Here is a 22,552-nt window from a genome sequence, read left to right on the forward strand (position 1 = left end):
CGACTTCTCGGAGACGTTGCGCTCGACGTCCGTGCCGGCGTCGACCGGGACCTGCATGGTGACGTCGCCGGCCTCGGCGAAGGTGAACGTGACCGGGATGGTCAGGCCGGGGCGCACGCCCTCCTTCAGTCCGGTGAGCTCGACCTGGGCCACGGACGGGGTGTCGGAGGACTCGGCGGCCTCGGCGGGGCGCGGGGACTCGTCGGTCGCGGCTTCGGCGGTCGCGTCCTCGGCGAGGGTTTCACCGGTCAGGCCGGCCGAGATCGAGGCCTGCGGCTCGATGCGCAGGCCGGACACGCCGGTGGCGGAGGACGCGAAGTCGGTGGTGATGCGGGTCAGCTCGTCGGGGGTGGTCTCGCTCAGGTTGACCACGGTGAAGCCGAGCGCGGCCTTGCCGCCGGGTTCGAGGCTGTACTCCTCGGAGTCCGGGTAGATCACGTGCACGTTGCGCAGCGCGATGTTTCCGAGCTCGGCGCTGTTGCCGTTGACCGCGGCCACCTGGGTGGCGGTCTGGCTGATCTGACCGGCGCCGCAGGCGGACAGCGTGAGCGCCGCACCCGCGGCCAGGGCGAGAGCGGTCGCGACTCGGCGAGTCGGCGCTTTGGGAGCAGTCACGGGTTGTCCTCCACTCGAGTAAGGCTCGCAATCCACTAGGCAGAGTAGTAGTCGAAGGGCGCCGAGTCTGCGCCGGGGGCGGAAGTCGGGGCTTTCGTCCCCCTCGGGCCACGTCCGCGGGGCCGCGAAGGGCCGCTCCGGGCGGTGTGTCGAACATCACCGGATGCACGTAACCGGTTGGCTGTCAAGTCCTACGCGCACGCGTCTGTGCCCCTGACCTGCGCCGTTGATGAGAGCCGGACGTAAGCACGTGTTAAACTCGAAGAATCGAAAGGGGCACGGGACACATGATTTTCAAGGTCGGAGATACCGTCGTATACCCCCATCACGGTGCGGCGCTGATCGAAGCTATCGAAACGCGCACCATCAAGGGTGAGCAGAAGGAATATCTGGTTCTGAAAGTCGCCCAGGGCGACCTGACGGTTCGGGTACCTGCGGATAATGCAGAATACGTCGGCGTTCGCGACGTGGTCGGGCAAGAAGGCCTCGACAAGGTTTTCCAGGTGCTGCGCGCACCGCACACCGAAGAGCCGACCAACTGGTCGCGGCGGTACAAGGCCAACCTCGAGAAGTTGGCCTCCGGAGACGTGAACAAGGTCGCCGAGGTCGTGCGTGACCTGTGGCGGCGGGAGCAGGACCGCGGCCTGTCCGCAGGTGAGAAGCGGATGCTGGCCAAGGCGCGGCAGATCCTCGTCGGCGAGCTCGCGCTCGCGGAGGGCACGGACGACGTCAAGGCCGACAGCCTGCTCGACGAGGTGCTCGCCGCCGCTTCCTGAGCGGCCGCGCGAACTGCAGAATTACAGATGAGCGATCGCAACGGGCCGGTCGTCGGAATCATTCCGGCGGCCGGCCGTGGTGTACGTCTGGGCGAATCGCTGCCCAAGGCGTTCGTCGAACTCGACGGGCGCACGATGCTGGACCGGGCAGTGGAGGCCATGCTGGCCTCGGCGGTGGTCGACCGCGTGGTCGTGGTGGTGCCGCCGGAGCTGGTGGCGTCCGTCGCGGCCACGGCGCCGGCGCGGGTGTGCGTGGTGGCGGGCGGCGCGGAGCGCACCGATTCGGTGCGCGCCGGGCTGGCGGCGGCGGAGGACGCCGCCTACGTCCTGGTGCACGACGCCGCACGCGCCCTCACTCCGCCGCGGTTGTTCGCCCGGATCGTGGTGGAACTGCGCGGCGGACGGTCCGCGGTGATCCCCGTGCTGCCGGTCGCGGACACCGTCAAGAGCGTCGACCGCGACGGCCGTGTCACCGGCACCCCCGACCGGTCCGTCCTCCGGGCGGTACAGACCCCGCAGGGATTCGAGGCCGGCCTGCTGCGCCGCGCCAACGCCGGCGCCGGGGACGCGACCGACGACGCCGGTCTCGTCGAGCGCCTCGGCGAGGGCGTGTACACCGTCCCGGGCGAACCGCTCGCCTTCAAGATCACCACACCGCTCGATCTGGTCCTGGCCCGTGCCGTGCTCGCGGCCGGGGCCCCCGTCGGACAGGAGAGCTGAGTGCGCGTCGGGATCGGAACCGATGTCCATCCGATCGAGCCCGGACGGCCGTGCTGGCTGGCCGGTCTGCTGTTCGAGGACGCCGACGGGTGTGCGGGGCATTCGGACGGTGACGTCGCGGCCCACGCGCTGTGCGACGCCCTGCTCTCCGCGGCCGGCCTCGGCGACCTCGGTTCCGTCTTCGGCACCGGCCGGCCGGAGATGCACGGCGCGAGCGGTGCGGCCATGCTCGCCGAGGTGCGGCGCCTGCTCGACGGCGGGGGCTTCGCGATCGGGAATGCCGCCGTCCAGGTGATCGGGAACAGGCCCAGGATCGGTCCCCGCCGCGACGAGGCGCAGCGGGTGCTGTCCGAGGCGCTCGGGGCGCCGGTGTCGGTGTCGGCGACGACGACGGACGGCCTCGGCCTGACCGGGCGCGGCGAGGGCGTCGCGGCCGTCGCGACGGCACTCGTATTTTCGCGCGACGACGACCGGTAGGATGGCCGGTCGTGACCTTGCGCTTGTTCGACACCGAATCGCGGGCCGTGCGGGATTTCGTTCCGCTGGTCCCCGGCCGGGCTTCGGTGTACCTCTGTGGCGCGACGGTCCAGGGTGAGCCCCACATCGGTCATGTGCGCAGCGGCGTCGCCTTCGACGTGCTGCGGCGCTGGCTCATGGCGAAGGGCCTGGATGTCGCCTTTGTGAGAAACGTCACAGACATCGACGACAAGATTCTGCGCAAGGCCACCGAGGCGGGCCGGCCCTGGTGGGAGTGGAAGACGACCTACGAGCGGGCCTTCGCCCGCGCCTACGACCAGCTCGGTGTGCTGCCGCCGTCGGTGGAGCCTCGCGCGACGGGTCACGTCACCCAGATGGTCGAGCTGATGCAGCGCCTGATCGACGCCGGGCATGCCTACGCGGCCGACGGGAACGTCTATTTCGACGTGCTCAGCTACCCCGAGTACGGCCGGTTGTCGGGCCACCGGATCGACGACGTCCATCAGGGGGAGAGCGCGGGCAGCGGCAAGCGGGATCCGCGGGACTTCACCCTGTGGAAGGCGGCGAAGCCGGGCGAGCCGTCGTGGCCGACGCCGTGGGGCCGCGGCCGCCCGGGCTGGCACCTCGAGTGCTCCGCGATGGCCGAGTACTACCTCGGCGAGTCCTTCGACATCCACTGCGGCGGAATGGATCTCGTCTTCCCGCACCACGAGAACGAGATCGCCCAGGCCAAGGCCGCCGGCGACGGGTTCGCGCGGTACTGGCTGCACAACGGCTGGGTCACGATGGGCGGCGAGAAGATGTCCAAGTCGCTCGGCAACGTGCTGTCCATCCCGAACGTGCTCGCCCGGGTGCGGCCCCAGGAGCTGCGGTACTACCTGGGCAGTGCCCACTACCGGTCCATGCTCGAATACTCCGACGCCGCGCTGCACGAGGCGGCGGCCGGGTACCGCGGCCTCGAGGCGTTCGTCCTCAAGACCCGGGACCGGGCCGGCGACATCCCGGTAGGAACGTGGACCGAGGAGTTCGCCGCGGCGCTCGACGACGATCTCGGCGTCCCGAAGGCGCTCGCCGAGATCCACGGCCGGCGCAGCGAGGGCAACAAGGCGCTCGACGCCGGCGACCTGGACACCGCGGTGCACATCGCCGCGCAGGTACGCGCCATGCTCGGCATCCTGGGGGTGGACCCGCTCGACCCGCACTGGGCCGAGGTGGCCGGCCGCGACTCGGCGGCCCTCGAGGCCCTCGAGGTGCTGGTGGCTGCCGAACTCGACCGCCGGCAGGCGGCGCGGGCCGCGAAGAACTGGGCGCTCGCCGACGAGGTGCGCGATCGATTGACGGCGGCGGGCATCGAGGTGACCGATACGCCGAACGGACCCGAGTGGTCCCTGAAAGCAGGGCAGTGATGGCTGGAAATTCTCAGCGACGAGGTGCGGTCCGCAAGGGCGGCACCAAGAAGGGCCAGGTCGTCGGGTCCGGCGGGCAGCGCCGCCGCGGCCTCGAGGGCCGCGGTGCCACCCCCAAGGCCGAGGACCGGCCGTACCATCCCGCCGCGCGGCGCGCCCGCGCCGCGGCGAAGGCCGCCGACAAGCGCGGCCGCAGCACCGCCGGCCGCAAGGGCGAGGACGGGCCGGAGATGGTGCTCGGCCGCAACCCGGTCGTGGAGTGCCTGCGCGCGGATGTTCCCGCGACGGCGCTGTACGTCGCGGTCGGCGCCGAGGCGGACGAACGCCTCAAGGAGGCCGTGCAGCGGGCCGGGGACGCGGGCATCTCGATCCTCGAGGTTCCGCGCGGCGAGCTCGACCGTCTCACCGCCAACGGCATGCACCAGGGCATCGGGTTGCAGGTCCCGCCGTACCGCTACGCCCATCCGGACGACCTGCTGGCCGTCGCCCACGACCACCACGAGCGGCCGCTGCTGGTGGCCCTCGACAACATCACCGATCCGCGGAACCTCGGCGCGGTGATCCGGTCGGTGGCCGCGTTCGGCGGGCACGGCGTGCTGATCCCGCAGCGGCGCAGCGCCGCGGTCACGGCGGTGGCGTGGCGGACCAGCGCGGGTGCCGCGGCGCGCCTCCCCGTCGCCCGGGCGACGAACCTGACGCGCACCCTCAAGGAGTGGCAGTCCCGGGGCGTCCGGGTCGTCGGGCTGGATGCGGGGGGCGACACCAGCCTCGACGAGTTCGACGGCACCGATCCGGTGGTGATCGTCGTCGGCTCCGAGGGCAAGGGACTGTCGCGCCTGGTCCGCGAGACGTGCGACTCGATCCTGTCGATCCCGATGGCCGGCGACGTGGAGTCGCTCAACGCGTCCGTCGCCGCCGGCGTCGTCCTCGCGGACATCGCGCGTCAGCGCCGCCTGCAGTAGTCCCGGATCCGCGCCGACGGTCGGCCGCGACACCCATCGAGGTGGCGGCCGACCGGGGACCACGCGGCCGGATGTTCCGGGGAACGGTTCCGTCCCCGACTGCGTCGAATCGGGTAGAGCGATCGACCGCGGACGGGGGACACATGGCACATCGAACCGAATTCACCGGACGGATCGAGATCGATCCTCCGCTGAACCGGCAGGAGATCGACTTTCTCGTCGCGTTCGCCGGCCCGGCGAGTGGCCCGCACCGGTCGCCCGCCGACGGACTGCCCAGGCGGGGGCGCCCGCTGTCGTGGTGCCAGTGGGTGCCCACCGCCGACGGCACCGCACTCGGCTGGAACGGCGGCGACTGCTTCTACTTCTACACGGAGTGGCTGGCCTACCTGATCGACACCTTCCTCTCGCGCCGGGCGCGGTTGCGCCGCGCGTCGCGGGGCCCGCGTGCGACGGTCCCGGCCGGATGCACGGGTTTCACGTTCGACCACGTGCTCGACGGCACGGTCGACGTCCGCACGCCGGCCGGCACGTTGCGACGAATCACCGTGCGGGACAATCGCGTCGAGGAACACCTCGTTGCGGGCCCGGGCCTCGCGGTCCGGTCGTCGAGCGATGCGGCGGTGTCCTGACCGGTCGCGGGGTCACCGCGTGAGGGTGGCGACGAACCGCACCCGGTGCCCCGGCTCGAGCTGCGCGGCGACGGGAAGATCGGCGGGCACGACGACGGCGATCACCGGGTGGTCGCCGACGACGGGGTGGTCGGCCAGGAACAGGATGGGGTTGCCGTCCGGGGGAACCTGCACCGAGCCCGCGACGGTCGGCTCCGGGCGGTCGGTCCCGCCCCGCGCGAGATGCAGCCTGCCCGGGCCGTGCAACCGGATCCCGACGCGGTCCAGTTGCGGCGTCACGGTCCACGTCTCGTGCAGCAGCGCGTGCACCGAACCGGCGCTGAACACCTCGGAGTGCCGGCTCAGACGCACACGCAGCATCGCCGGATCCTCGATCGGGGCCGGCGGCGGGATCTGCTCCTCGATGGGCAGCTCGCCCGCCAGGGTGCCGACCGGGAGCCGGTCGCCGTCCCTGATCGGGGCGGGGCCGGTCCCGGTCAGGGTGTCGGTGGATCGGCTGCCGTGGGTCTCGGGCACGTCGATTCCGCCGCGCACCGCCAGGTACGAGCGCAGCCCCCTCGACGGGCTGCCCAGCGCCAGCACGTCACCGTCGTCCAGCTTCAGCATCGCGTAGTCGGCCTCGGGGTGGCCGTCGACGGTCACCGGCACGCGGGCGCCCGTCACCGCGACGACGTTCTCGCCGATGCTGCGCACGGTCAGCCCGCCGGCGGCGACCTCGAGGGTCGCGGCGGCGGGCTCGTTGCCGACCAGCCGGTTGGCGGCGTCGTGCGCCGCGCGGTCGGCGGCGCCGGACGTGCCCAGCCCGTGGTCCCCGTGTTCCGGCCGGCCGCGGTCCTGGACGGTGGTGAACATCCCGCTGTGGACGACTTCGAGCCCCTGCATGGGGAAATTGTCCCCGGAACCGCGGGGGTGCCGGGGGCGTCTTCGCGAATCAGCTCGCCGCGGAGCAGGGCGGTTCGACGGCGGTGACCAGCGGGCCGCCGGCCGGAACCAGGGAGCCGACGGCCGAATCGAGGTTGTCGTGCAGATTCAGGCGGGAGCGGACCCCGGCCGCGGCGATCGTCCGGCGGACGCGTCCTGCCGGGGCGACGACGGCGACGGTGCCGGGATGGGCGGAGGTCGCGCGCAGGAGGATCGTGAGGCCCACCGCGCCGAAGAAGGTGACGCCGCCCATGTCGGCGACGAGGGCACGGCCGCGATGGGCGTTGTCGAGCGCGGAGCGCAGCAGGTGCGCGGTGGTCATGTCGATCTCGCCGGCGACCGAGAGCACGGCGTATCCGGCACGTTCCGACAGGGTGGCTCCGAAGGCCGGCGACGGTGCGGGGGAATCGGACGGAGTCTCGGGAGTAGTGGGGTCGATCATCGGCACGAACCTTTCGCTCGGGATGTCTCGACGCCGTGGATCCGACGCTGTTTCGCAAAAGCAAGCATGTCGCAGTTCGATAACGGCCCAGGACCGCGCTCCATAGCGAAATGATCTCGAAAAGATAGCGATGAGATAACGGAGACGGGAAAGGCCTGGCAGAGGAGGGGACCGGACTGCGCGGAACCGGCCGCTTCGCCGCCCGAAAATCGCTCGTGCCGGCCGCCGTGCTCCTGCTAGCGTCGCGGCACCGCCTCCTCCCGAGTGAATGCCGACCGCCGTGACCACCCTCGACCTGACCACCCGCCGCTTCGCGCCGCTGATCCTCCTCAACGTCGCCACCCTGCTGTCCGCCACCGGCAACGGCATCGTAGTCGTCGCGCTGCCGTGGCTGGTGCTCGAGCAGACCGGCCGGGCCACCGACGCGGCGATCGTCGCGGGCGCGTCCACCGTGCCGCTGCTGCTGGCAAGCCTGCTCACCGGCACCGTCGTCGACCGGTTCGGCCGGCGGCGCACCGCCGTGGTCTCGGATGCCCTCTCGGCGCTGTCGGTCGCGACGATCCCCGTGCTCGCGGCCACCGTCGGACTCTCGGTGCCCCTGCTCGCCGCACTCGCGGCGCTCGGTGCCGTGTTCGACCCGGCGGGCATCTCGGCGCGGGAGTCGATGCTGCCGGCGGCGACCCGCGCCGCCGGGTGGTCGCTGGACCGTGTCAACAGCCTCTACGAGGCGAACTACAACCTCGCCTACCTGATCGGACCGGGTGTCGGCGGTGTCCTCATCGCGGCGGTCGGTCCCGAGAACACCCTGTGGGTGACGTCGGCGTGCTTCGTGCTCTCCCTCGTCACCGTCGCCTTCCTCCGGCTCGAGCACGCCGGCCGGCCCGACCGGGCCACCCGGCCCGCCTCGCTGTGGGCCGGCACCCTCGAGGGGCTGCGGTTTGTGTGGCGCGACCGGTTGCTGCGCACGCTCGCGCTGGTCGACATGGTCATCATGGCGCTGTTCCTGCCGATCGAGTCGGTGCTGCTGCCCGCCTACTTCACCGGCCTGGACGCACCCGCTCAGCTCGGCTGGGTGCTGATGTCGCTGAGCATCGGTGGCCTGGTGGGTGCCCTGGCCTACGGCGCCTTCGCACCGCGCCTGCGGCGCCGCACCCTGATGCTCGTCGCGGTCACGGTGCTGGGCGCGGCGACGACCGGCATGGCGTTCCTGCCGCCGCTGGGGGTCCTCGTGCTGCTGGGCATCCTCATCGGCCTGGTGTTCGGCCCGGTGGGGCCGATCGGGAACTGGGCCATGCAGACCCGCAGCCCGGAGCACATGCGCGGCCGCGTCGTCGGTGTGATGACCTCGACCGCGTACGCGGCGGGCCCGGTCGGGATCCTGGTCGCCGGGCCCCTGATCGACGCGGCGGGTGTGCGGACGACGTTCTTCGCGCTGGCCGTGCCGATGATGTTCGTCGCCGCGGTGTGTTTCGCGCTGCCCGTCCTGCGGGAACTGGATCCCACCCCGGAGTCCCGTCCGGCCTACCGGCCGTAGCCGCCCCCGCCCGGCGTCTCGACCACGAGCACGTCACCGATCCCGACCTCGACGGAGTCGCAGCCGGCCATGTGGGTGACGGCGCCGTCGGCGCGCTCGATGCGGTTGCTGCCCAGCGCTCCCGGCTCGCCCCCGGCCATCCCGTACGGCGGCACGCGCCGGTGCCCGGAGAGTGTGCTGACGGTCATCGGCTCGAGGAACCGGAGCCGGCGCACGGCGCCGTCGCCGCCGCGCCACCGGCCGCCGCCCCCGCTGCCGTGACGAATCGTGAAGGCCTCCAGCAACACCGGAAGGCGCCACTCCAGTACCTCCGGATCGGTGAGCCGCGAGTTCGTCATGTGGGTCTGCACCACCGACGTCCCGTCGAACCCCTCGCCGGCGCCCGACCCGGAGCCGAGCGTCTCGTAGTACTGGTATCGCGCGTTGCCGAAGGTGACGTTGTTCATCGTGCCGGCGCCCTCGGCCTGCACCCGCAGCGCCGCGTAGAGCGCGCCGGTGACGGCCTGCGACGTCTCGACGTTGCCCGCGACGACGGCGGCGGGGAACTCGGGGGCGAGCATCGACCCGTCGGGGACGACGATGTGCAACGGACGCAGGCACCCGTCGTTGAGGGGGATGTCGTCGGCGACGAGCGTGCGGAAGACGTACAGCGCCGCGGCCCGCGTGACGGACGAGGGCGCGTTGAAGTTCGACGCGAGTTGCGGTGACGTGCCGGTGAAGTCGATCGTCGCCGAGCGCGCCCGCCGGTCGACGGTGACCCGCACCGCGATCACCGCACCGGAGTCCATCTCGTAGCGGTACTCGCCGTCGTGGAGGCGGTCGACGACGCGGCGCACCTCCTCCTCGGCGTTGTCCTGCACGTGGCGCATGTAGGCCTGGACGACGTCGAGACCGAAGTGGTCGATCATCCGGCCCACCTCGACCACCCCGCGGGCGTTGGCCGCGATCTGTGCGCGCAGGTCCGCGAGGTTGGTGTCCGGGTTCCGGGACGGGTACGGGCCGCCGGTGAGCAGCGCGCGGGTGTCGGCCTCCCGGAAGGTTCCGTTCTCGACGAGCAGCCAGTTGTCGAACAGCACGCCCTCCTCGCGGATGTCGTGGCTGCCGGAGGGCATGGAACCCGGTGTCGATCCGCCTATTTCGGCGTGGTGACCGCGGGAGGCGACGAAGAAGAGGATGTGCTCGCCGGACCCGTCCGGCCCGGGGCCGAAGACCGGCGTGATCACCGTGACGTCCGGCAGGTGGGTACCGCCGTGGTACGGGTCGTTGACCGCGTACACGTCACCCGGCTTCATCGACCCGTGCCGGCGGCGCACCACCTCCTGCACGCTCGTGCCCATCGAGCCGAGATGGACGGGGATGTGTGGCGCGTTCGCGATCAGGTTTCCGTCCGGATCGAACAGCGCGCACGAGAAGTCCAGGCGCTCCTTGATGTTCACCGACTGCGCGGTGGATTCGAGGGTGGTGCCCATCTGCTCGGCGATCGACATGAACAGGTTGTTGAAGATCTCGAGCATCACCGGGTCGGCGTGGGTGCTCACCGCGGTGTCGTCGTGGGCGTGCACCCGGGTGAGCACGAGATGGCCCTGCTCCGACATCGTCGCCGCCCAGCCGGCCTCGACGACGGTGGTCGAGTTGTCCTCCGCGACGATTGCCGGGCCGGCCACGGCGTCGCCGGGGGAGAGGTGTTCGCGGCGGTGCAGGGGGGCATCGCGCCACGCGCCGTCGACGAACATCCGGACGGTGCCGCGCGGCGGGCGGGTGGGCTCGGGTGCGCCGCTGTCGTCGCTGCGGCCGCGTCCGAGCCCGGACAGGTCGGGCCGGCGCGTCGCCCCGACGGCCTCGACCGCGACGGCATCGACGATCAGCGGACGGTCCATGAGGAAGGAGTAGGTGCGCCGGTGCACGGCCTCGAACTCCGCGGTCATCGTCGCCGGGTCGGCGAGCGCGACGGGCACGGACGTGTCGGTGCCGTCGTAGCGCAGGTGCGCCCGGAAGGCCACGTCGATGCGTTCGGGGGGCACGTCCTCGTCGAGCAGTTCCGCGCGCGCCGCGGCCTCGAGTTCGGCGGCGACGTCGCGCAGCCGCGGCATCGCCTCGGCGTTCAGTTCGACGACGACGGACTGCTCGCGCATCGCGGTGGTGTCCGCGAGACCCATGCCGAGCGCGGACAGGACACCGGCCAGCGGCGGCACGAGGACGGTCCGGATGCCGAGCGAGTCGGCCACCGCGCAGGCGTGCTGCCCGCCGGCGCCGCCGAAGGTCGTCAACGCGTACTCGGTGACGTCGTGTCCCTTCTGCACCGAGATGCGCTTGACGGCGTTGGCCATGTTCGCCACCGCGATCTGCAGGAAGCCGGCGGCGACCTCCTCGGGGCTGCGGTCGTCGCCGGTCGCCTCGCGGATCTCGGCGGCCAGGGCGGCGAACCGGGCCCGCACCGTCTCGTCGTCCAGCGGTTGGTCGCCGCCGGGACCGAACACGTGCGGGAAGTGCGCGGGCTGCACGCGGCCGAGCATGACGTTGGCGTCGGTGACGGTGAGCGGGCCGCCGCCGCGGTAGCAGGCCGGCCCGGGGTCGGCGCCGGCGGAATCGGGCCCCACCCGGTACCGGCTGCCGTCGAAGTGCAGGATCGAGCCGCCGCCGGCGGCGACGGTGTGGATGTCCATCATGGGGGCGCGCAACCGCACCCCGGCGACGACGGTGTGGAAGACGCGCTCGTATTCCCCGGCGAAGTGCGACACGTCCGTCGACGTTCCGCCCATGTCGAACCCGATCACCTTGTCGAACCCGGCCAGCGCCGACATCCGGCTCATGCCGACGATGCCCCCGGCAGGACCGGAGAGGATCGCGTCCTTGCCGCGGAAGTGCATCGCCTCGGTGAGCCCGCCGTTGGACTGCATGAACATCAGCCGCACGCCCGGCAGTTCCTCGGCCACGCGGTCCACGTAGTGGCGGAGCACGGGCGAGAGGTACGCGTCGACGACGGTGGTGTCGCCGCGCGGCACCAGCTTCATCAGCGGGCTGGCGACCGCGGACAGCGAGATCTGCCCGAAGCCGAGACGCTCGGCGAGCTCACCGATCGCGTGCTCGTGCTGCGGGTACAGATGGCTGTGCATGCACACCACGGCGACGGAGTCGATGCCGTCGTCGCGCACCTGCCTCAGGTCCCGCTCGAGCCGGTCGAGGTCGGGGGCACGCAGCACCGTGCCGTCGGCCCGGATGCGTTCGTCGACCTCGAGCACCCGCTCGTACAGCAGCTCGGGCAGCACGATGTTGCGCTCGAAGATCCGCGGCCGGTTCTGGTAGCCGATGCGCAGCGCGTCCCGGAAACCGGCGGTGATCACCAGGGCGGTCCGGTCGCCCTTGCGCTCGAGCAGTGCGTTGGTCGCGACGGTGGTGCCCATGCGCACCTGCTCGACGAGGTCGGCGGTGACGGGTTCGCCGGCGGGCACCCCGAGCAGCTCCCGGATCCCGGCGACGGCCGCGTCCCGGTACCGGGACGGGTTCTCCGACAACAGCTTGTGGGTGACCAGGGCACCGTCGGGCCGGCGGGCGACGACATCGGTGAAGGTGCCGCCGCGGTCCACCCAGAACTCCCAGCGCCCGGGTGTCCGGTCTCGTTCGCTCGCCTGCTCCGCTGTCGCCATGACAGCAGGTTAGCCACCGCGTGCGGGACGGCCCAGACCGCCGCACCCGGGCTCAGGCGGTGACGGCCGCGGCCCTGTCCGGGGCCGGCGCGGGCGCTCTGCGTCCGGTGCCGCGCCGGGTGCGGGCCGCGCCGATTCCGCGGCACACGAGATAGATGACGAACGCGATCGCCGTGATGAACGCCGAGACCGGCACGCCGGGCGCGAGGGCGAGCAGGATCCCACCGACCGCGGAGACCTCCGCGAAGATCACGGCCAGCACCGTCGCGGCGAGCGGGCCGCCGGCCACCCGGGACGCCGCGGCGGCCGGGGTGATGAGCAGCGCCATCACCAGCAGGGCCCCGACGATCTGCACGCCGAGGGCGGCGGTGATTCCGACCAGCACGGCGAAGACGATGGACAGCGCCCGCACCGGCACCCCGCGCGCGGCGGCGACCTCGGGGTCGGTGCTGGCGAACAGCAGCGGGCGGTAGATGACCAGCATGGTGCCGATGACGCCGACGGCGCAGGCGGCGAGCAGCGCGATGCCCGTGCCACCCGGCGCGACGATCTGGCCGGTGAGGAGGGAGAACGCGGCGCCGGTGCGGCCGTCGTAGGCCCACAGCAACAGCACGGCCAGACCGAGCCCGAACGCCATGACGACGCCGATGACGGAATCGCGTTCACGGGCGCGGGTGCCGAGGACACCGAAGAGGATGGCCGCCACCACCGCCCCCAGCACGGCGCCGAGTCCGACGGAGACGCCGATGATCAGGGCCGCGGCGGCACCGGTGAGCGAGAGCTCGGAGGTGCCGTGCACGGAGAATGCCATCTGACGGCTGATCACCAGCGGCCCGATCACGCCCGCGAGCAGGCCGAGGATCGCGCCGGCCAGCAGGGCCTGCTGCACGAAGTCGTACTGGAGCAGGTCGACGGTGGCCTGCACGTCGAACATCCGGCCCATCGCGTCGGTGAACTTGCTGCTCAATGCTGATCCTCGTGATGGTCGTGGTGGACGCCCTCGCCGGGGCGCAGCCCGCCGGCGCTGCCGAGCGCGTCGATGGCGTCGCCGGTGCCGACGACGACGAGACGGCCGCGGATCTCGAGGACCTCGACGTCGGTGCGGTACAGCTCGGAGAGCACCTCGGAGGTCATCACCTCGGCGGGGGTGCCGATGCGGAACTGCCCGTCGACGAGATACAGCACGCGGTCCACCAGGGGCAGGATCGGGTTGATCTCGTGGGTGACGAACAGGACGGCGGTGCCGTGTTCGCGGCGACGACGGTCGATGAGGGACGACACGAGGTGCTGGTTGGCCAGGTCGAGACTGAGCAGCGGTTCGTCGCAGAGCATGACCCGCGGGTCGCCGACGAGGGCCTGCGCGATGCGCAGCCGCTGCTGTTCGCCGCCGGAGAGGGATCCGATCGGGGCGTTGGCGTAGGTTTCGGCGCCGACCTGCCGGATCGCGGCGTCGACGGCGCTGCGGCGGGTCTTCCAGTAGCGCAGGCCGGTGCCCCAGCGATGGCCGTCCACGCCGAGCCCGACGAGGTCGTGGCCGCGCAGGGGCACGCCCTCGTCGAGCGACTTCTGCTGCGGCACGTAGCCGACGTGCGAGTTGCCCGTGCGGGCGGGCGCGCCGGCGATCGTGGCGGTGCCACCGCTGAGGGGTAGCTGACCGAGCAGGACCTTCAGCAGCGTCGACTTGCCCGCCCCGTTGGGGCCGAGCACCGCGACGAACTCGCCGGGCTCGACGGTGAGATCGAGGCCCCGCCACAGGACGCGGTCGCCGAAGGCCATGCGGGCGTCGCGGAGCTCGACCGCGGCGGTGCGGCCGGCGGGCGTCGCGGGCGCGCTCGGTGCCGCGGCGGTGCCGCCCGGTGTGACGTCGGCCGGTGTGGTCACGGGAGTGATGTCCTTGCCCTGCTCGAAGGGTCAGCGGGCGGCGTCGAGGGCGGCGGCGAGCGCCTCGGCCGTCTGCTTCTGCCACTGAATGTAGTCCACGCCCGCGGGCAGGGTCTCCACAACTTCGACGACGGGAATGCCCGCGGATTCCGCGGTCGCCCGCATGTCGCGGCTGACCTTGTCCTCGGTCTGCGGGTTGTGGAGCAGGACGGCGACCTGCTTGTCGAGGAGCAGCTGGCGGGTCGCGGCGATCGCGGCGGGCGACGGGTCGGTGCCGTTCTCGACGGCGTTGGTGAAGTCGGCGGGCGTCCGGTCCTCGAGCTTCGCGGACGTGACGAGGTAGTAGCCGATGGATTCGGTCTGCGCGACGGGGGTGTTCGCGTGCGCGGCGGCGATCTCGGCGGTCACGTCGGTGACCTCGTGCAGCTGCGAGTGGAAGGCCTCGGCGTTGGCGCGGTAGGTGTCGGCCCCGGCCGGATCCAGTTCGGCCAGCCGGTCGGCGACGGTGTGCGCGACGGCGTCGGCGGCGGCCAGGTCGTACCAGACGTGCTCGTTGATGCCGCTGTGGTCGTGCCCGGCGTGCGCGTCGCCTTCCTCGGCGGCATGGGTCTCACCCTCGTGGGTGTCGCCCTCGGGTGCGGTGCCGCCCGAGTGGTCGTGGCCGTCCTCGAGGTCGCTTCCGGTGCCGGACTCGAACAACGCGAGGGCGTCGACCGTGGCGGTGTCGGTTCCGGTGGACTCGAGGATGTCGTCGACGAACTGGTCGTAGCCGCCGCCGTTGTAGACGACGAGGGTGGCGTCGCTGATGGCGGCGGCGTCGGCGGGGCTGGCCTCGTACGAGTGCGGGTCGGCGGAGGGCTCGGTGATCAGCGACTGCACCTGGGCGCGGTCCCCGGCGACGGCCTGCGCGACCGAGCCCCACACGTTGGTGGACGCGACGATGCGGATCTCGCCGGAGCCGGTGCCCGCCCCGTCCCCCGAGTCGCTGCCGCAGGCGGCGAGGGTGAGCGCGGCGGCGCAGGTCAAGCCCACGGTCGCGGTGGCGGCGCGCATTCGGCGGGGCAGTCGCACGGTTCCATCTCCTGTGATCACGTTCGGCCGGAGGGCCGGGGAGGTCGCGGTTCCCACCTTATTGGAAACCGTTACCGTTCCACTTTAGCGGATGTCCGGATCTGCGCCCATCCGGCCCGATTCGTCGCCGCGGCGCGGACCCGCTACCGTCCGTTCATGCCCAGGTCTCGTCAGCCGCGTCCCCAGGCCACCCTGGCGTCGATCGCTGCCGAGCTGAAGATCTCCCGCACCACCGTCTCCAACGCCTACAACCGGCCGGACCAGCTGTCCGCCGAGCTTCGCGAGCAGATCCTCGAGGTCGCCAAGCGTCGCGGCTACGCAGGTCCGGACCCGATGGCCCGATCCCTGCGCACCCGCCGGGCCGGGGCCGTGGGCGTGCTGCTCACCGAGGCGCTGAGCTATTCGTTCCGGGACCCGGCCGCGATGAGCTTCCTGTCCGGCCTCTCCGAATCCTGCGAGGCCGCCGGCGAGGGCCTTCTGCTCATCCCCGCCGGACCGGAACGCGACGAGGAGGAGGCAGCGCAGGTCGTGCACGGCGCGGCGGTCGACGGCTTCGTCGTCTACTCGGTTCCGTCCGACGATCTGTATCTCGCCGCCGTCCTCGAACGGAACCTGCCCCTGGTGGTGTGCGACCAGCCCCGCGGCATCGCGAGCGCGCCCCTGGTCGGCATCGACGACCGAGGCGCGATGCGCCGGCTCGCCGAGCACCTCATCGCCCTCGGCCACCGCCGGATCGGGGTGCTGTGCATGCGACTCGGCCGCGACCGGCACGACGGTGTCGTCGACCCCGCCCGCTTCGAGTCCGACCGCTTCCACGTGCAGCACGAGCGGATCCTGGGCGTGCAGGAGGCCCTGCGCGCGGCCGGCCTCGACCCCGCGAGCCTCACGGTCGTCGAGCGCTACGCGCACACCGCGGAGGACGGCGCGTCCGCCGCCGCGCAGGCGCTGGCGGCGAACCCGGCGATCACCGCCCTGATGTGCACCACCGACGTCCTCGCGCTCGGCGCGCTGGCGTGGGCACGCAGCGCCGGCCTGGAGGTCCCCGGACGGTTGTCGATCACCGGCTTCGACGGGATCGGCGAGGCCCTGCGCGAGGGCGTGACCACCGTGCGCCAGCCTCAGGAGGAGAAGGGCCGGCGCACCGGCGCCCTGCTCATGGCCGCGCCGTCACACTCCGGGGTCGCGACGGTGGAAACCCTTGCGACGGAACTGCTCATCGGCCAGACCACCGGCGTGCACGACGAGACGTCGATCTACGCCGAGTGATCGACGACCGACAGCGTCCGATCCGCCTCCGCCGGCGCCGCCGCGAGCAGCTGGGCGCACCGCAGCAGCCCGAGGTGGCTGTACGCCTGGGGATGGTTGCCGAGTGACCGCTCCGCCACCGGGTCGTACTCCTCGCTGAGCAGCCCCGTGGGCCCCGCCGCGTCGACGAGCTGTGCGAACAGCGCCTCCGCCTGCGGACGGGCGCCGACGAGGAGATATGCCTCCACCAGCCACGCCGCGCACAGGTGGAAGCCGCCCTCGGTTCCGGGCAGGCCGTCGTCGTGCAGGTAGCGGTACACCGTCGAACCGCTGCGCAGCTCCGCCTCCGTCGCGACGACCGTCGCGTGGAACCGCGGGTCCTCGGGGTCGATGAGCCCGGACAGGCCGATGAACAGCGTCGCCGCGTCGAGATCGGTGCCGTCGTAGGCCGCGGTGTAGGAGCAGACGTCCTCGTTCCAGCCCTTCTCCAGCACCTCCTCCGCGATCTCGGCGCGCAGCCCGGCCCAGTTGTCGCCGGCGGTGCGCCCGAACTTCTCGGCCAGCGTCAGCGCGCGGTCCACGGTCAGCCAGCCCATGACCTTCGAGTACACGTGGTGGCGCGGGTTGTCGCGGATCTCCCAGATGCCGTGGTCGGGCTCGAACCAGCGGCATTCCACCGCGGTGACCATGGCACACACCAGCTCCCAGTCCCGGTCGGTGAGGGCCTGATCGTGCGGGACGCCGCGCTCCTCGCGGCGGTGCGCCAGCGCCGAGATCAGGTCCACGATCGGGCCGAACACGTCGAGCTGGACCTGCTGGCTCGCGGCGTTGCCGACCCGGACGGGCCGGGAGCCGGCGTAGCCGGGCAGCGTGTCGATGACGGCCTCGGGCGGCAGCGCGCCGCCGGTCAGCGTGTACAGCGGGTGCAGGCGCTCGGGACCCGGCACGGTGTCGAGCACCCGGTGCACCCAGTCCAGATAGGCATCCGCCTCGGCGAGCGACCCGACGCTCACCAGGGCATGCGCGGTCAGGGCGGCGTCACGGAGCCAGCAGTAGCGGTAGTCCCAGTTGCGGACGCCGCCCATCTCCTCGGGCAGCGACGTGGTCGCGGCCGCCATGATGGATCCCGTCGGTGCGTGCACGAGGCCGCGCAGAGTCAGCGCCGACCGCTTCATCAGGTCCCGCTTGAGCGGCGGCAGGTCCAGGCCCGCCGCCCACTTCCACCAGTACTCCTCCGCGGACGCGCGCCGCTGCACCTCCGCGACGGGGTGTGGGCCGATATCATCGGTGCCGCAACGGAATTCGAGGATGATGTCGCTGTCGGACGGATCGACGACGGCGTGCGCGGTCTGATGGGCGCCGTCGGTGGTGATGTTCCACTCGACGCCGGGGGAGCGCAGCACGTACGGCTCGTTGAATCCGAGTACCCGCAGGCCGTCGGCCACGGGTTCGAGCCCGACCTGGCCCTGTCCGAACTCGGGGCGCGGCGCGAACGTGACCACCGCCTTGGCCTTGCCGGTGATGACCCGGGTCAGGTCGGTGCGGCCCGGTTCGACGTCGTGCGGAAGGTAGTCGATCACCGCGAGGCTCGCCCAGCGGGTCACCGCCGTCATGGTGCCGTCGATGTAGCGCTGGCTCAGGGGCAGGGCCTCCCGGCTCGGACCGATGGTGAAGTGCCCGGCCGGTTCGCCGCCGAGCAGATGCGCGAACACCGCCGCGGAATCCGGCTCGGGGTGACACAGCCACGTCACCGTTCCGTCCGGCGTCAGCAGCGCCTTCGAGCGCGGGCTCGCCAGCATCGTCAGCCGCTCGATCGGGCAGGCCTCCGCGCCCGAGAGCCACGTGCGGCGCTGGTCGAGCAGGAACGCCAGCGCGGCCGCGACGTCCTCGACCGTGCCGATCCGGTACTGGGCGGCGGTCTCGCCGTCCCCGACCTTGACGCCCACGTCCGGGCCGTGGAGGGAGGCGAAGGCCTTCTCGTCCGTCACGTCGTCGCCGAAGAAGACCGCGGCGCTCGCCGATTCCTGGTGCCGGATGATGTCCAGCGCGTGGCCCTTGTCGGTGGGCACGACCGCCAGCTCGATGACGGCCTTGCCCTCGGTGACCTGCACACCCGGGTGCCGGGCGAGGTCGCCGCGGACCAGCGACAGTGCCAGCTCGGCGTCGGCCGGGTCGGCGTTGCGCACGTGCAGCGCGGCACTGGCCGGCTTCGCCTCGACGTGCACGCCGTCGTAGCGGGCGGCGATCGCCTCGAGCTCGGCGACGATATCGCGCAGCAGCTGCCGGGCGTCGCTGTCGATGGCGTGGACGAAGCCGATGTCGAACTCCGAGCCGTGGCTGCCGACGAGCTGCACCTCGGCGGGCAGGCGGGACAGGGCCGCGAGATCCTTCAGGGCGCGACCGGAGATCACGGCTGCGGCCGTGGACGGCAGGCCGGCGAGCGCGCGCAGGGCGCGGACCGACTCGGCGTTCGGGAACGCCTTGTCCGGATCCGAGACGATCGGCGCGACGGTACCGTCGTAGTCGGAGGCCACGAGGAGCCGCGGGGTCCGCGCCAGCGCGACGAGGGCGCGGCGCAGGTCGATCGGGAGGTCTTGGGCGCTCACTCACTCAAAGGTAGGTGATCCGGCGCTCGGCGTCGTCTCCCCTGTCCGGTTCGGGACGTGTTTCCCGTTACAGTTCCGCTCCTCGCGGCGCAGGTCAGCCTTCCTGGACCGGAATCGAGGCCGGACGCTGCGATCCGTCGCCGAGCAGCAGCTCGACGGTCAGCTCCAGCCGGCGCGCGACGTCGGTCGCGGACGAGCGCCGCGTCAGCCACGCCACGAGGTTCGACAACCACACGTCGCTGATGACGCGGGCGATCGCCAGTTCCTCCTCGGTGGGCTCACCCTCGTTCATCGCGCGGGCGAAGAGCCGGTCCATGAGCAGGCCGACCTGATCGACCTCGGCGGCGGCCGAGGCGTCGGCGAACATGAACGCCCGGGTCATGGCTTCGGTGAGCAGCGGGTCACGTTGCATCGCCTTCGTGATCAGGCTCAGGATCAGTTGCATCCGCTCGAGCGGCGTGTGGCCCGGGGGGATCTTGCCCTTGCCCTCGATGCGCGCGAACTCGCGGCCGAGGGCCGAGACGAGCAGGTGCACCTTCGAGGGGAAGTACCGGTACAGGGTGCCGACGGCCACGTCGGCCTTCTCGGCGACGGAGCGCATCTGTACGGCCTCGTACCCACCCTTGGAGGCGAGCGCCAGGGTGGCGTCGAGTATCCGCTTGCGCCGTTCCTTCTGGGCGTTGGAACTGAGATCGTCCTCGGTGAGGGCGGTCAGAGTTCCGCCGCCGCCGGTGGAACGTGAGCGGGACGATGTCGTCATCGAGATGTCTTCCTCTGCCTTGACTCTGAACCGGCTGTCATATTAGAACACGTTCTAGGCATCGTGTCATTCCCGAAAGGCGGAAACCCGCTGTGAGCATTGCCACCAACGAGGAACAGCAGGCCGCGCAGGCCTCTGTACAGGCCTGGGCGCGCGCCACAGCGCCGATCCAGAACCTACGCGAACGACCGGCGACCATGTGGCGGCCGGGGTGGGAATCGCTCGCCGACCTCGGAATCTTCGCCGTCGCCGTGCCCGAGGCCGCGGGCGGCGCCGGCGCCGGCGTCGTCGACCTGGCGACGATGCTCGAACAGGCTGCGCACCACCTCGCGACGGGCCCCGTCCTTCCCACCGCCCTGGCCGCGCTCGTCTTCGGCCGCGCCGCCGGCACCGACGACGGCGCCAAGTGGACGGAACTCCTGGCCGAGGGCACCCTGCCGACCGCCGTCGCATTGGACGGCGCGCTCACCGCGACGACCCGGGAGGGCGGGTACGACCTCGACGGCGACGCGGGCCCGGCGCTCGGCGGCGAGCCGGGCGTCGCGGTCCTGGTCCGCATCGGCACCGACGGCGGGACCGAACGCTGGGCGCTGCTCGACGCCGACACCCCCGGACTGAACCTCGAACCCCTCGACACCCTCGACAAGTCGCGGGCGCTCGCCCGCGTGCGGCTCGCCGGCGTCGCCGTCACCACCGACCGGGTCGTCTGCGTCCCGGCAGGCCTGGTGCGCGACCTCGCCGCCACGCTCGCCGCCGCCGAACTCGCCGGCGTCGCCGGCTGGGCCCTGGCCACGGCCGTCGAGTACGCCAAGATCCGCGAACAGTTCGGCAAGCCCATCGGCTCGTTCCAGGCGATCAAGCATCTGTGTGCCGAGATGCTCTGCCGTACCGAGAAGATCCGCGCGGCGGCCTGGGACGCCGCCGTGGCGGCCGACGCGGCCCCGCACGAACTGCCCCTGGCCGCGGCCGTCGCGACCGCCGTCGCCCTCGACGCCGCCGTGCAGAACGCCAAGGATGCCATCCAGGTGCTCGGTGGTATCGGCTTCACGTGGGAGCACGACGCCCACCTGTACCTGCGCCGCGCCGTCGTCACCCGTCAGCTGCTCGGCGGCTCCGCCGCGTGGCGGGCCCGGGTCGCCGGCCTCGCCCGCTCCGGCGCCCGCCGTCACCTCACCGTCGACCTGAGCGCCTTCGACGACGAACGCGTGCGCATCCGTGCCGAGATCGCGCAGCTCCTCGACCGGCCCGGACCGCAGCGGCGGGCCGCGCTCGCCGAGGCCGGGTTCCTGGCCCCGCACTGGCCGCCGCCGTACGGCCGGGGCGCGCACGCCGCGCAGCAGATCCTCATCGAGGAGGAACTCGCGGCCGCCGGCGTGGACCGGCCCGATCTGGTGATCGGGTGGTGGGCCGTGCCCACCATCCTCGAGCACGGCACCGCCGAGCAGATCGACCGCTTCGCCCTGCCGACCCTGCGCGGTGAGATCGTCTGGTGTCAGCTGTTCTCGGAGCCGGGCGCCGGATCCGACCTGGCGTCGCTGCGCACCGCCGCGGAGAAGGTCGACGGGGGCTGGCGCCTGCAGGGGCAGAAGGTGTGGACCTCGCTGGCCCAGGAGGCCGACTGGGCGATCTGCCTGGCCCGCACCGACCGCGACGCCCCGAAGCACAAGGGCATCACCTACTTCCTCGTCGACATGAAGTCCGCGGGCATCACCGTCTCGCCGCTTCGGGAGATCACCGGCGACGCGCTCTTCAACGAGGTGTTCCTCGACGGCGTGTTCGTCCCCGACGAGTGCGTCGTCGGCCCGCTCGGCGGCGGGTGGAAGCTCGCCCGCACCACGCTCGCCAACGAACGGGTCGCGATGAGCGGCGGATCCTCGCTGGGGAAGGCGGTCGAGCAACTGCTGGACCTGGTGGCACCCGGCGACCCGGTCGCCGAGGACCGGATCGGCGGGCTCGTCGCCGAGGCCACGGCCGGGTCGCTGCTCGAGCTGCGGACCACCCTCGCGCAGCTCGACGGTCAGGACCCCGGCCCGGCGTCGAGCGTGCGCAAGCTGATCGGCGTGCGGCAGCGCCAGGACACCGCGGAGCTCGCGATGGATCTCGCCGGTGCGGCCGGCTGGGTCGAGGGCCCCCTCGCGCGCGAGTTCCTCAACACGCGCTGCCTGACGATCGCCGGCGGCACCGAGCAGATCCTGCTCACCCTCGCGGCGGAGCGCCTGCTGGGCCTGCCGCGCGGCTGACGGGTGCTTCCACCCGCCCTGCCGAGGTGATACAACTAGAACACGTTCTAATCGAAGGTGGAAACGTGGACTTCGCTCGTGACGACACGCAGGAGGCCGTGGCCCAGGTCGCCGTCGACCTGCTCGCCCGCGACCTGAGGCCGGACGAACTGTGGCGCGCCCTCGCCGACGCCGACCTGCTCTCCCTCGCCCTGCCCGCGCGGCTCGGCGGCGACGACCTCGGCGTCGCCGAGGTCACCGCACTGCTCACCGAGATCGGGCGACGTGCCGCACCCGTCCCCGCCCTGGCCACCCTCGGCTTCGGTGTGCTGCCCGTCCGGATCCTCGCCGCCGACACGCAGCAGGACGAGCTGCTCGCGGGCGTCGCCGACGGCGCCGTCCTCACCGCCGCCCTCGCCGAGGTCGGCCGCGCCTTCCCGGCGTCCCCCGCCGCCACGGCGGTACCCGACGGCGAACGCCACGCCGTCACCGGGCACTTCGTCGGCGTGCCCTACGCGGCGACGTCGCGAAAGATCCTGGTGCCCACCGACGCCGGTGTGATCGCCGTCGAACCCACGGCACCGGGCGTGACCCTGACCGAGAGCCCGTCGTCGGCGCACACCCCCGAGTGCTCCGTGCGGCTC

19 protein-coding genes are annotated in these 22,552 nt (G+C 72.2%); 10 read left to right on the plus strand and 9 right to left on the minus strand.

Going from position 1 to position 22,552, the window contains the following annotated elements; genetic code table 11:
- Nucleotides 1-615, minus strand: a 615-nt coding sequence (locus CQZ88_RS24205) for a hypothetical protein (protein WP_102800431.1), incomplete at its 3' end; no start/stop codon positions are given.
- Between the two features lie 287 nt (nt 616-902).
- On the opposite strand from CQZ88_RS24205, the gene carD reads away from it, so the two are divergent.
- From carD to CQZ88_RS24235, 6 genes are all read left to right on the plus strand, one after another.
- Nucleotides 903-1,391, plus strand: a complete 489-nt coding sequence (gene carD, locus CQZ88_RS24210; protein ID WP_003935974.1) for an RNA polymerase-binding transcription factor CarD — start codon at nt 903-905, stop codon at nt 1,389-1,391.
- A 27-nt stretch (nt 1,392-1,418) separates the two neighbouring features.
- Nucleotides 1,419-2,111 (plus strand): 2-C-methyl-D-erythritol 4-phosphate cytidylyltransferase, encoded by a 693-nt coding sequence (gene ispD, locus CQZ88_RS24215; protein ID WP_006947915.1) that lies wholly within the window; start codon nt 1,419-1,421, stop codon nt 2,109-2,111.
- Nucleotides 2,112-2,588 carry a 2-C-methyl-D-erythritol 2,4-cyclodiphosphate synthase gene (gene ispF / locus CQZ88_RS24220; protein WP_029540770.1) on the plus strand — a complete coding sequence of 159 codons (477 nt, stop codon included), beginning with the start codon at nt 2,112-2,114 and terminating at the stop codon, nt 2,586-2,588. It begins immediately after the preceding gene.
- 11 nt (nt 2,589-2,599) lie between these two features.
- Nucleotides 2,600-3,994, plus strand: coding sequence for a cysteine--tRNA ligase (gene cysS / locus CQZ88_RS24225; RefSeq protein WP_029540772.1), 1,395 nt, complete (start codon nt 2,600-2,602; stop codon nt 3,992-3,994).
- Entirely contained in the window at nt 3,994-4,956 is a 963-nt protein-coding gene (gene rlmB, locus CQZ88_RS24230) for a 23S rRNA (guanosine(2251)-2'-O)-methyltransferase RlmB (protein WP_029540775.1), read from the plus strand. The genes cysS and rlmB overlap by 1 nt, the downstream gene beginning before the upstream one ends.
- A 143-nt stretch (nt 4,957-5,099) precedes the next feature.
- Nucleotides 5,100-5,585, plus strand: coding sequence for a hypothetical protein (locus CQZ88_RS24235; protein ID WP_029540778.1), 486 nt, complete (start codon nt 5,100-5,102; stop codon nt 5,583-5,585).
- 12 nt (nt 5,586-5,597) lie between these two features.
- Here CQZ88_RS24235 and CQZ88_RS24240 read toward each other — a convergent pair whose 3' ends face one another.
- Together CQZ88_RS24240 and CQZ88_RS30050 are read right to left on the minus strand one after the other, a co-directional pair.
- Nucleotides 5,598-6,467 (minus strand): biotin-dependent carboxyltransferase family protein, encoded by an 870-nt coding sequence (locus CQZ88_RS24240; RefSeq protein ID WP_029540782.1) that lies wholly within the window; start codon nt 6,465-6,467, stop codon nt 5,598-5,600.
- Between the two features lie 49 nt (nt 6,468-6,516).
- Nucleotides 6,517-6,948: an STAS domain-containing protein gene (locus CQZ88_RS30050; protein ID WP_029540784.1), complete on the minus strand. Its 432-nt coding sequence runs from the start codon at nt 6,946-6,948 to the stop codon at nt 6,517-6,519.
- A gap of 268 nt (nt 6,949-7,216) precedes the next feature.
- Between CQZ88_RS30050 and CQZ88_RS24250 the strand changes: the two genes are divergently transcribed.
- Nucleotides 7,217-8,482, plus strand: coding sequence for an MFS transporter (locus CQZ88_RS24250; RefSeq protein WP_029540788.1), 1,266 nt, complete (start codon nt 7,217-7,219; stop codon nt 8,480-8,482).
- Here the strand turns inward: CQZ88_RS24250 and CQZ88_RS24255 are convergent.
- The 4 genes from CQZ88_RS24255 to CQZ88_RS24270 are packed head-to-tail and all read right to left on the minus strand — an operon-like array spanning nt 8,470 to nt 15,078.
- Nucleotides 8,470-12,126 carry a hydantoinase B/oxoprolinase family protein gene (locus tag CQZ88_RS24255; protein ID WP_102800432.1) on the minus strand — a complete coding sequence of 1,219 codons (3,657 nt, stop codon included), beginning with the start codon at nt 12,124-12,126 and terminating at the stop codon, nt 8,470-8,472. The two genes, CQZ88_RS24250 and CQZ88_RS24255, sit on opposite strands and share 13 nt — an antisense overlap.
- A 52-nt stretch (nt 12,127-12,178) precedes the next feature.
- Nucleotides 12,179-13,093, minus strand: coding sequence for a metal ABC transporter permease (locus CQZ88_RS24260; RefSeq protein ID WP_006943426.1), 915 nt, complete (start codon nt 13,091-13,093; stop codon nt 12,179-12,181).
- On the minus strand, nt 13,090-14,007 hold the full coding sequence (locus CQZ88_RS24265; RefSeq protein ID WP_029540794.1) for a metal ABC transporter ATP-binding protein: 918 nt from the start codon (nt 14,005-14,007) through the stop codon (nt 13,090-13,092). The genes CQZ88_RS24260 and CQZ88_RS24265 overlap by 4 nt, the downstream gene beginning before the upstream one ends.
- Before the next feature lie 30 nt (nt 14,008-14,037).
- Nucleotides 14,038-15,078, minus strand: a complete 1,041-nt coding sequence (locus CQZ88_RS24270) for a metal ABC transporter solute-binding protein, Zn/Mn family (protein WP_029540796.1) — start codon at nt 15,076-15,078, stop codon at nt 14,038-14,040.
- Nucleotides 15,079-15,234: 156 nt separating this feature from the next.
- Between CQZ88_RS24270 and CQZ88_RS24275 the strand changes: the two genes are divergently transcribed.
- Nucleotides 15,235-16,344, plus strand: a complete 1,110-nt coding sequence (locus CQZ88_RS24275) for a LacI family DNA-binding transcriptional regulator (protein ID WP_006943423.1) — start codon at nt 15,235-15,237, stop codon at nt 16,342-16,344.
- Here the strand turns inward: CQZ88_RS24275 and otsB are convergent.
- Together otsB and kstR are read right to left on the minus strand one after the other, a co-directional pair.
- Nucleotides 16,332-18,929: a trehalose-phosphatase gene (gene otsB, locus CQZ88_RS24280; protein WP_029540798.1), complete on the minus strand. Its 2,598-nt coding sequence runs from the start codon at nt 18,927-18,929 to the stop codon at nt 16,332-16,334. The two genes, CQZ88_RS24275 and otsB, sit on opposite strands and share 13 nt — an antisense overlap.
- 94 nt (nt 18,930-19,023) lie before the next feature.
- On the minus strand, nt 19,024-19,689 hold the full coding sequence (gene kstR, locus CQZ88_RS24285; protein WP_006943416.1) for a cholesterol catabolism transcriptional regulator KstR: 666 nt from the start codon (nt 19,687-19,689) through the stop codon (nt 19,024-19,026).
- A 92-nt stretch (nt 19,690-19,781) separates the two neighbouring features.
- Between kstR and CQZ88_RS24290 the strand changes: the two genes are divergently transcribed.
- Both CQZ88_RS24290 and CQZ88_RS31760 read left to right on the plus strand, forming a co-directional pair.
- Entirely contained in the window at nt 19,782-21,929 is a 2,148-nt protein-coding gene (locus CQZ88_RS24290; protein WP_102800433.1) for an acyl-CoA dehydrogenase family protein, read from the plus strand.
- Nucleotides 21,930-21,994: 65 nt separating this feature from the next.
- Nucleotides 21,995-22,552 (plus strand): acyl-CoA dehydrogenase family protein (locus tag CQZ88_RS31760; protein ID WP_258008765.1); only part of this gene is annotated, 558 nt, incomplete at its 3' end.

Origin of the sequence: Rhodococcus sp. ENV425 (genome assembly GCF_002887785.1) — a bacterium.
Classification (GTDB): domain Bacteria; phylum Actinomycetota; class Actinomycetes; order Mycobacteriales; family Mycobacteriaceae; genus Rhodococcus; species Rhodococcus aetherivorans.

Excerpts from the sequence above, each read along its gene's own strand:
- carD (WP_003935974.1), top strand. The coding sequence starts at position 903 with ATGATTTTCAAGGTCGGAGATACCGTCGTATACCCCCATCACGGTGCG.
- ispD (WP_006947915.1), top strand. The coding sequence starts at position 1,419 with ATGAGCGATCGCAACGGGCCGGTCGTCGGAATCATTCCGGCGGCCGGC.
- rlmB (WP_029540775.1), top strand. The coding sequence starts at position 3,994 with ATGGCTGGAAATTCTCAGCGACGAGGTGCGGTCCGCAAGGGCGGCACC.
- CQZ88_RS24235 (WP_029540778.1), top strand. The coding sequence starts at position 5,100 with ATGGCACATCGAACCGAATTCACCGGACGGATCGAGATCGATCCTCCG.
- CQZ88_RS24240 (WP_029540782.1), bottom strand. The coding sequence starts at position 6,467 with ATGCAGGGGCTCGAAGTCGTCCACAGCGGGATGTTCACCACCGTCCAG.
- CQZ88_RS30050 (WP_029540784.1), bottom strand. The coding sequence starts at position 6,948 with ATGATCGACCCCACTACTCCCGAGACTCCGTCCGATTCCCCCGCACCG.
- CQZ88_RS24250 (WP_029540788.1), top strand. The coding sequence starts at position 7,217 with ATGCCGACCGCCGTGACCACCCTCGACCTGACCACCCGCCGCTTCGCG.
- CQZ88_RS24255 (WP_102800432.1), bottom strand. The coding sequence starts at position 12,126 with ATGGCGACAGCGGAGCAGGCGAGCGAACGAGACCGGACACCCGGGCGC.
- CQZ88_RS24275 (WP_006943423.1), top strand. The coding sequence starts at position 15,235 with ATGCCCAGGTCTCGTCAGCCGCGTCCCCAGGCCACCCTGGCGTCGATC.
- kstR (WP_006943416.1), bottom strand. The coding sequence starts at position 19,689 with ATGACGACATCGTCCCGCTCACGTTCCACCGGCGGCGGCGGAACTCTG.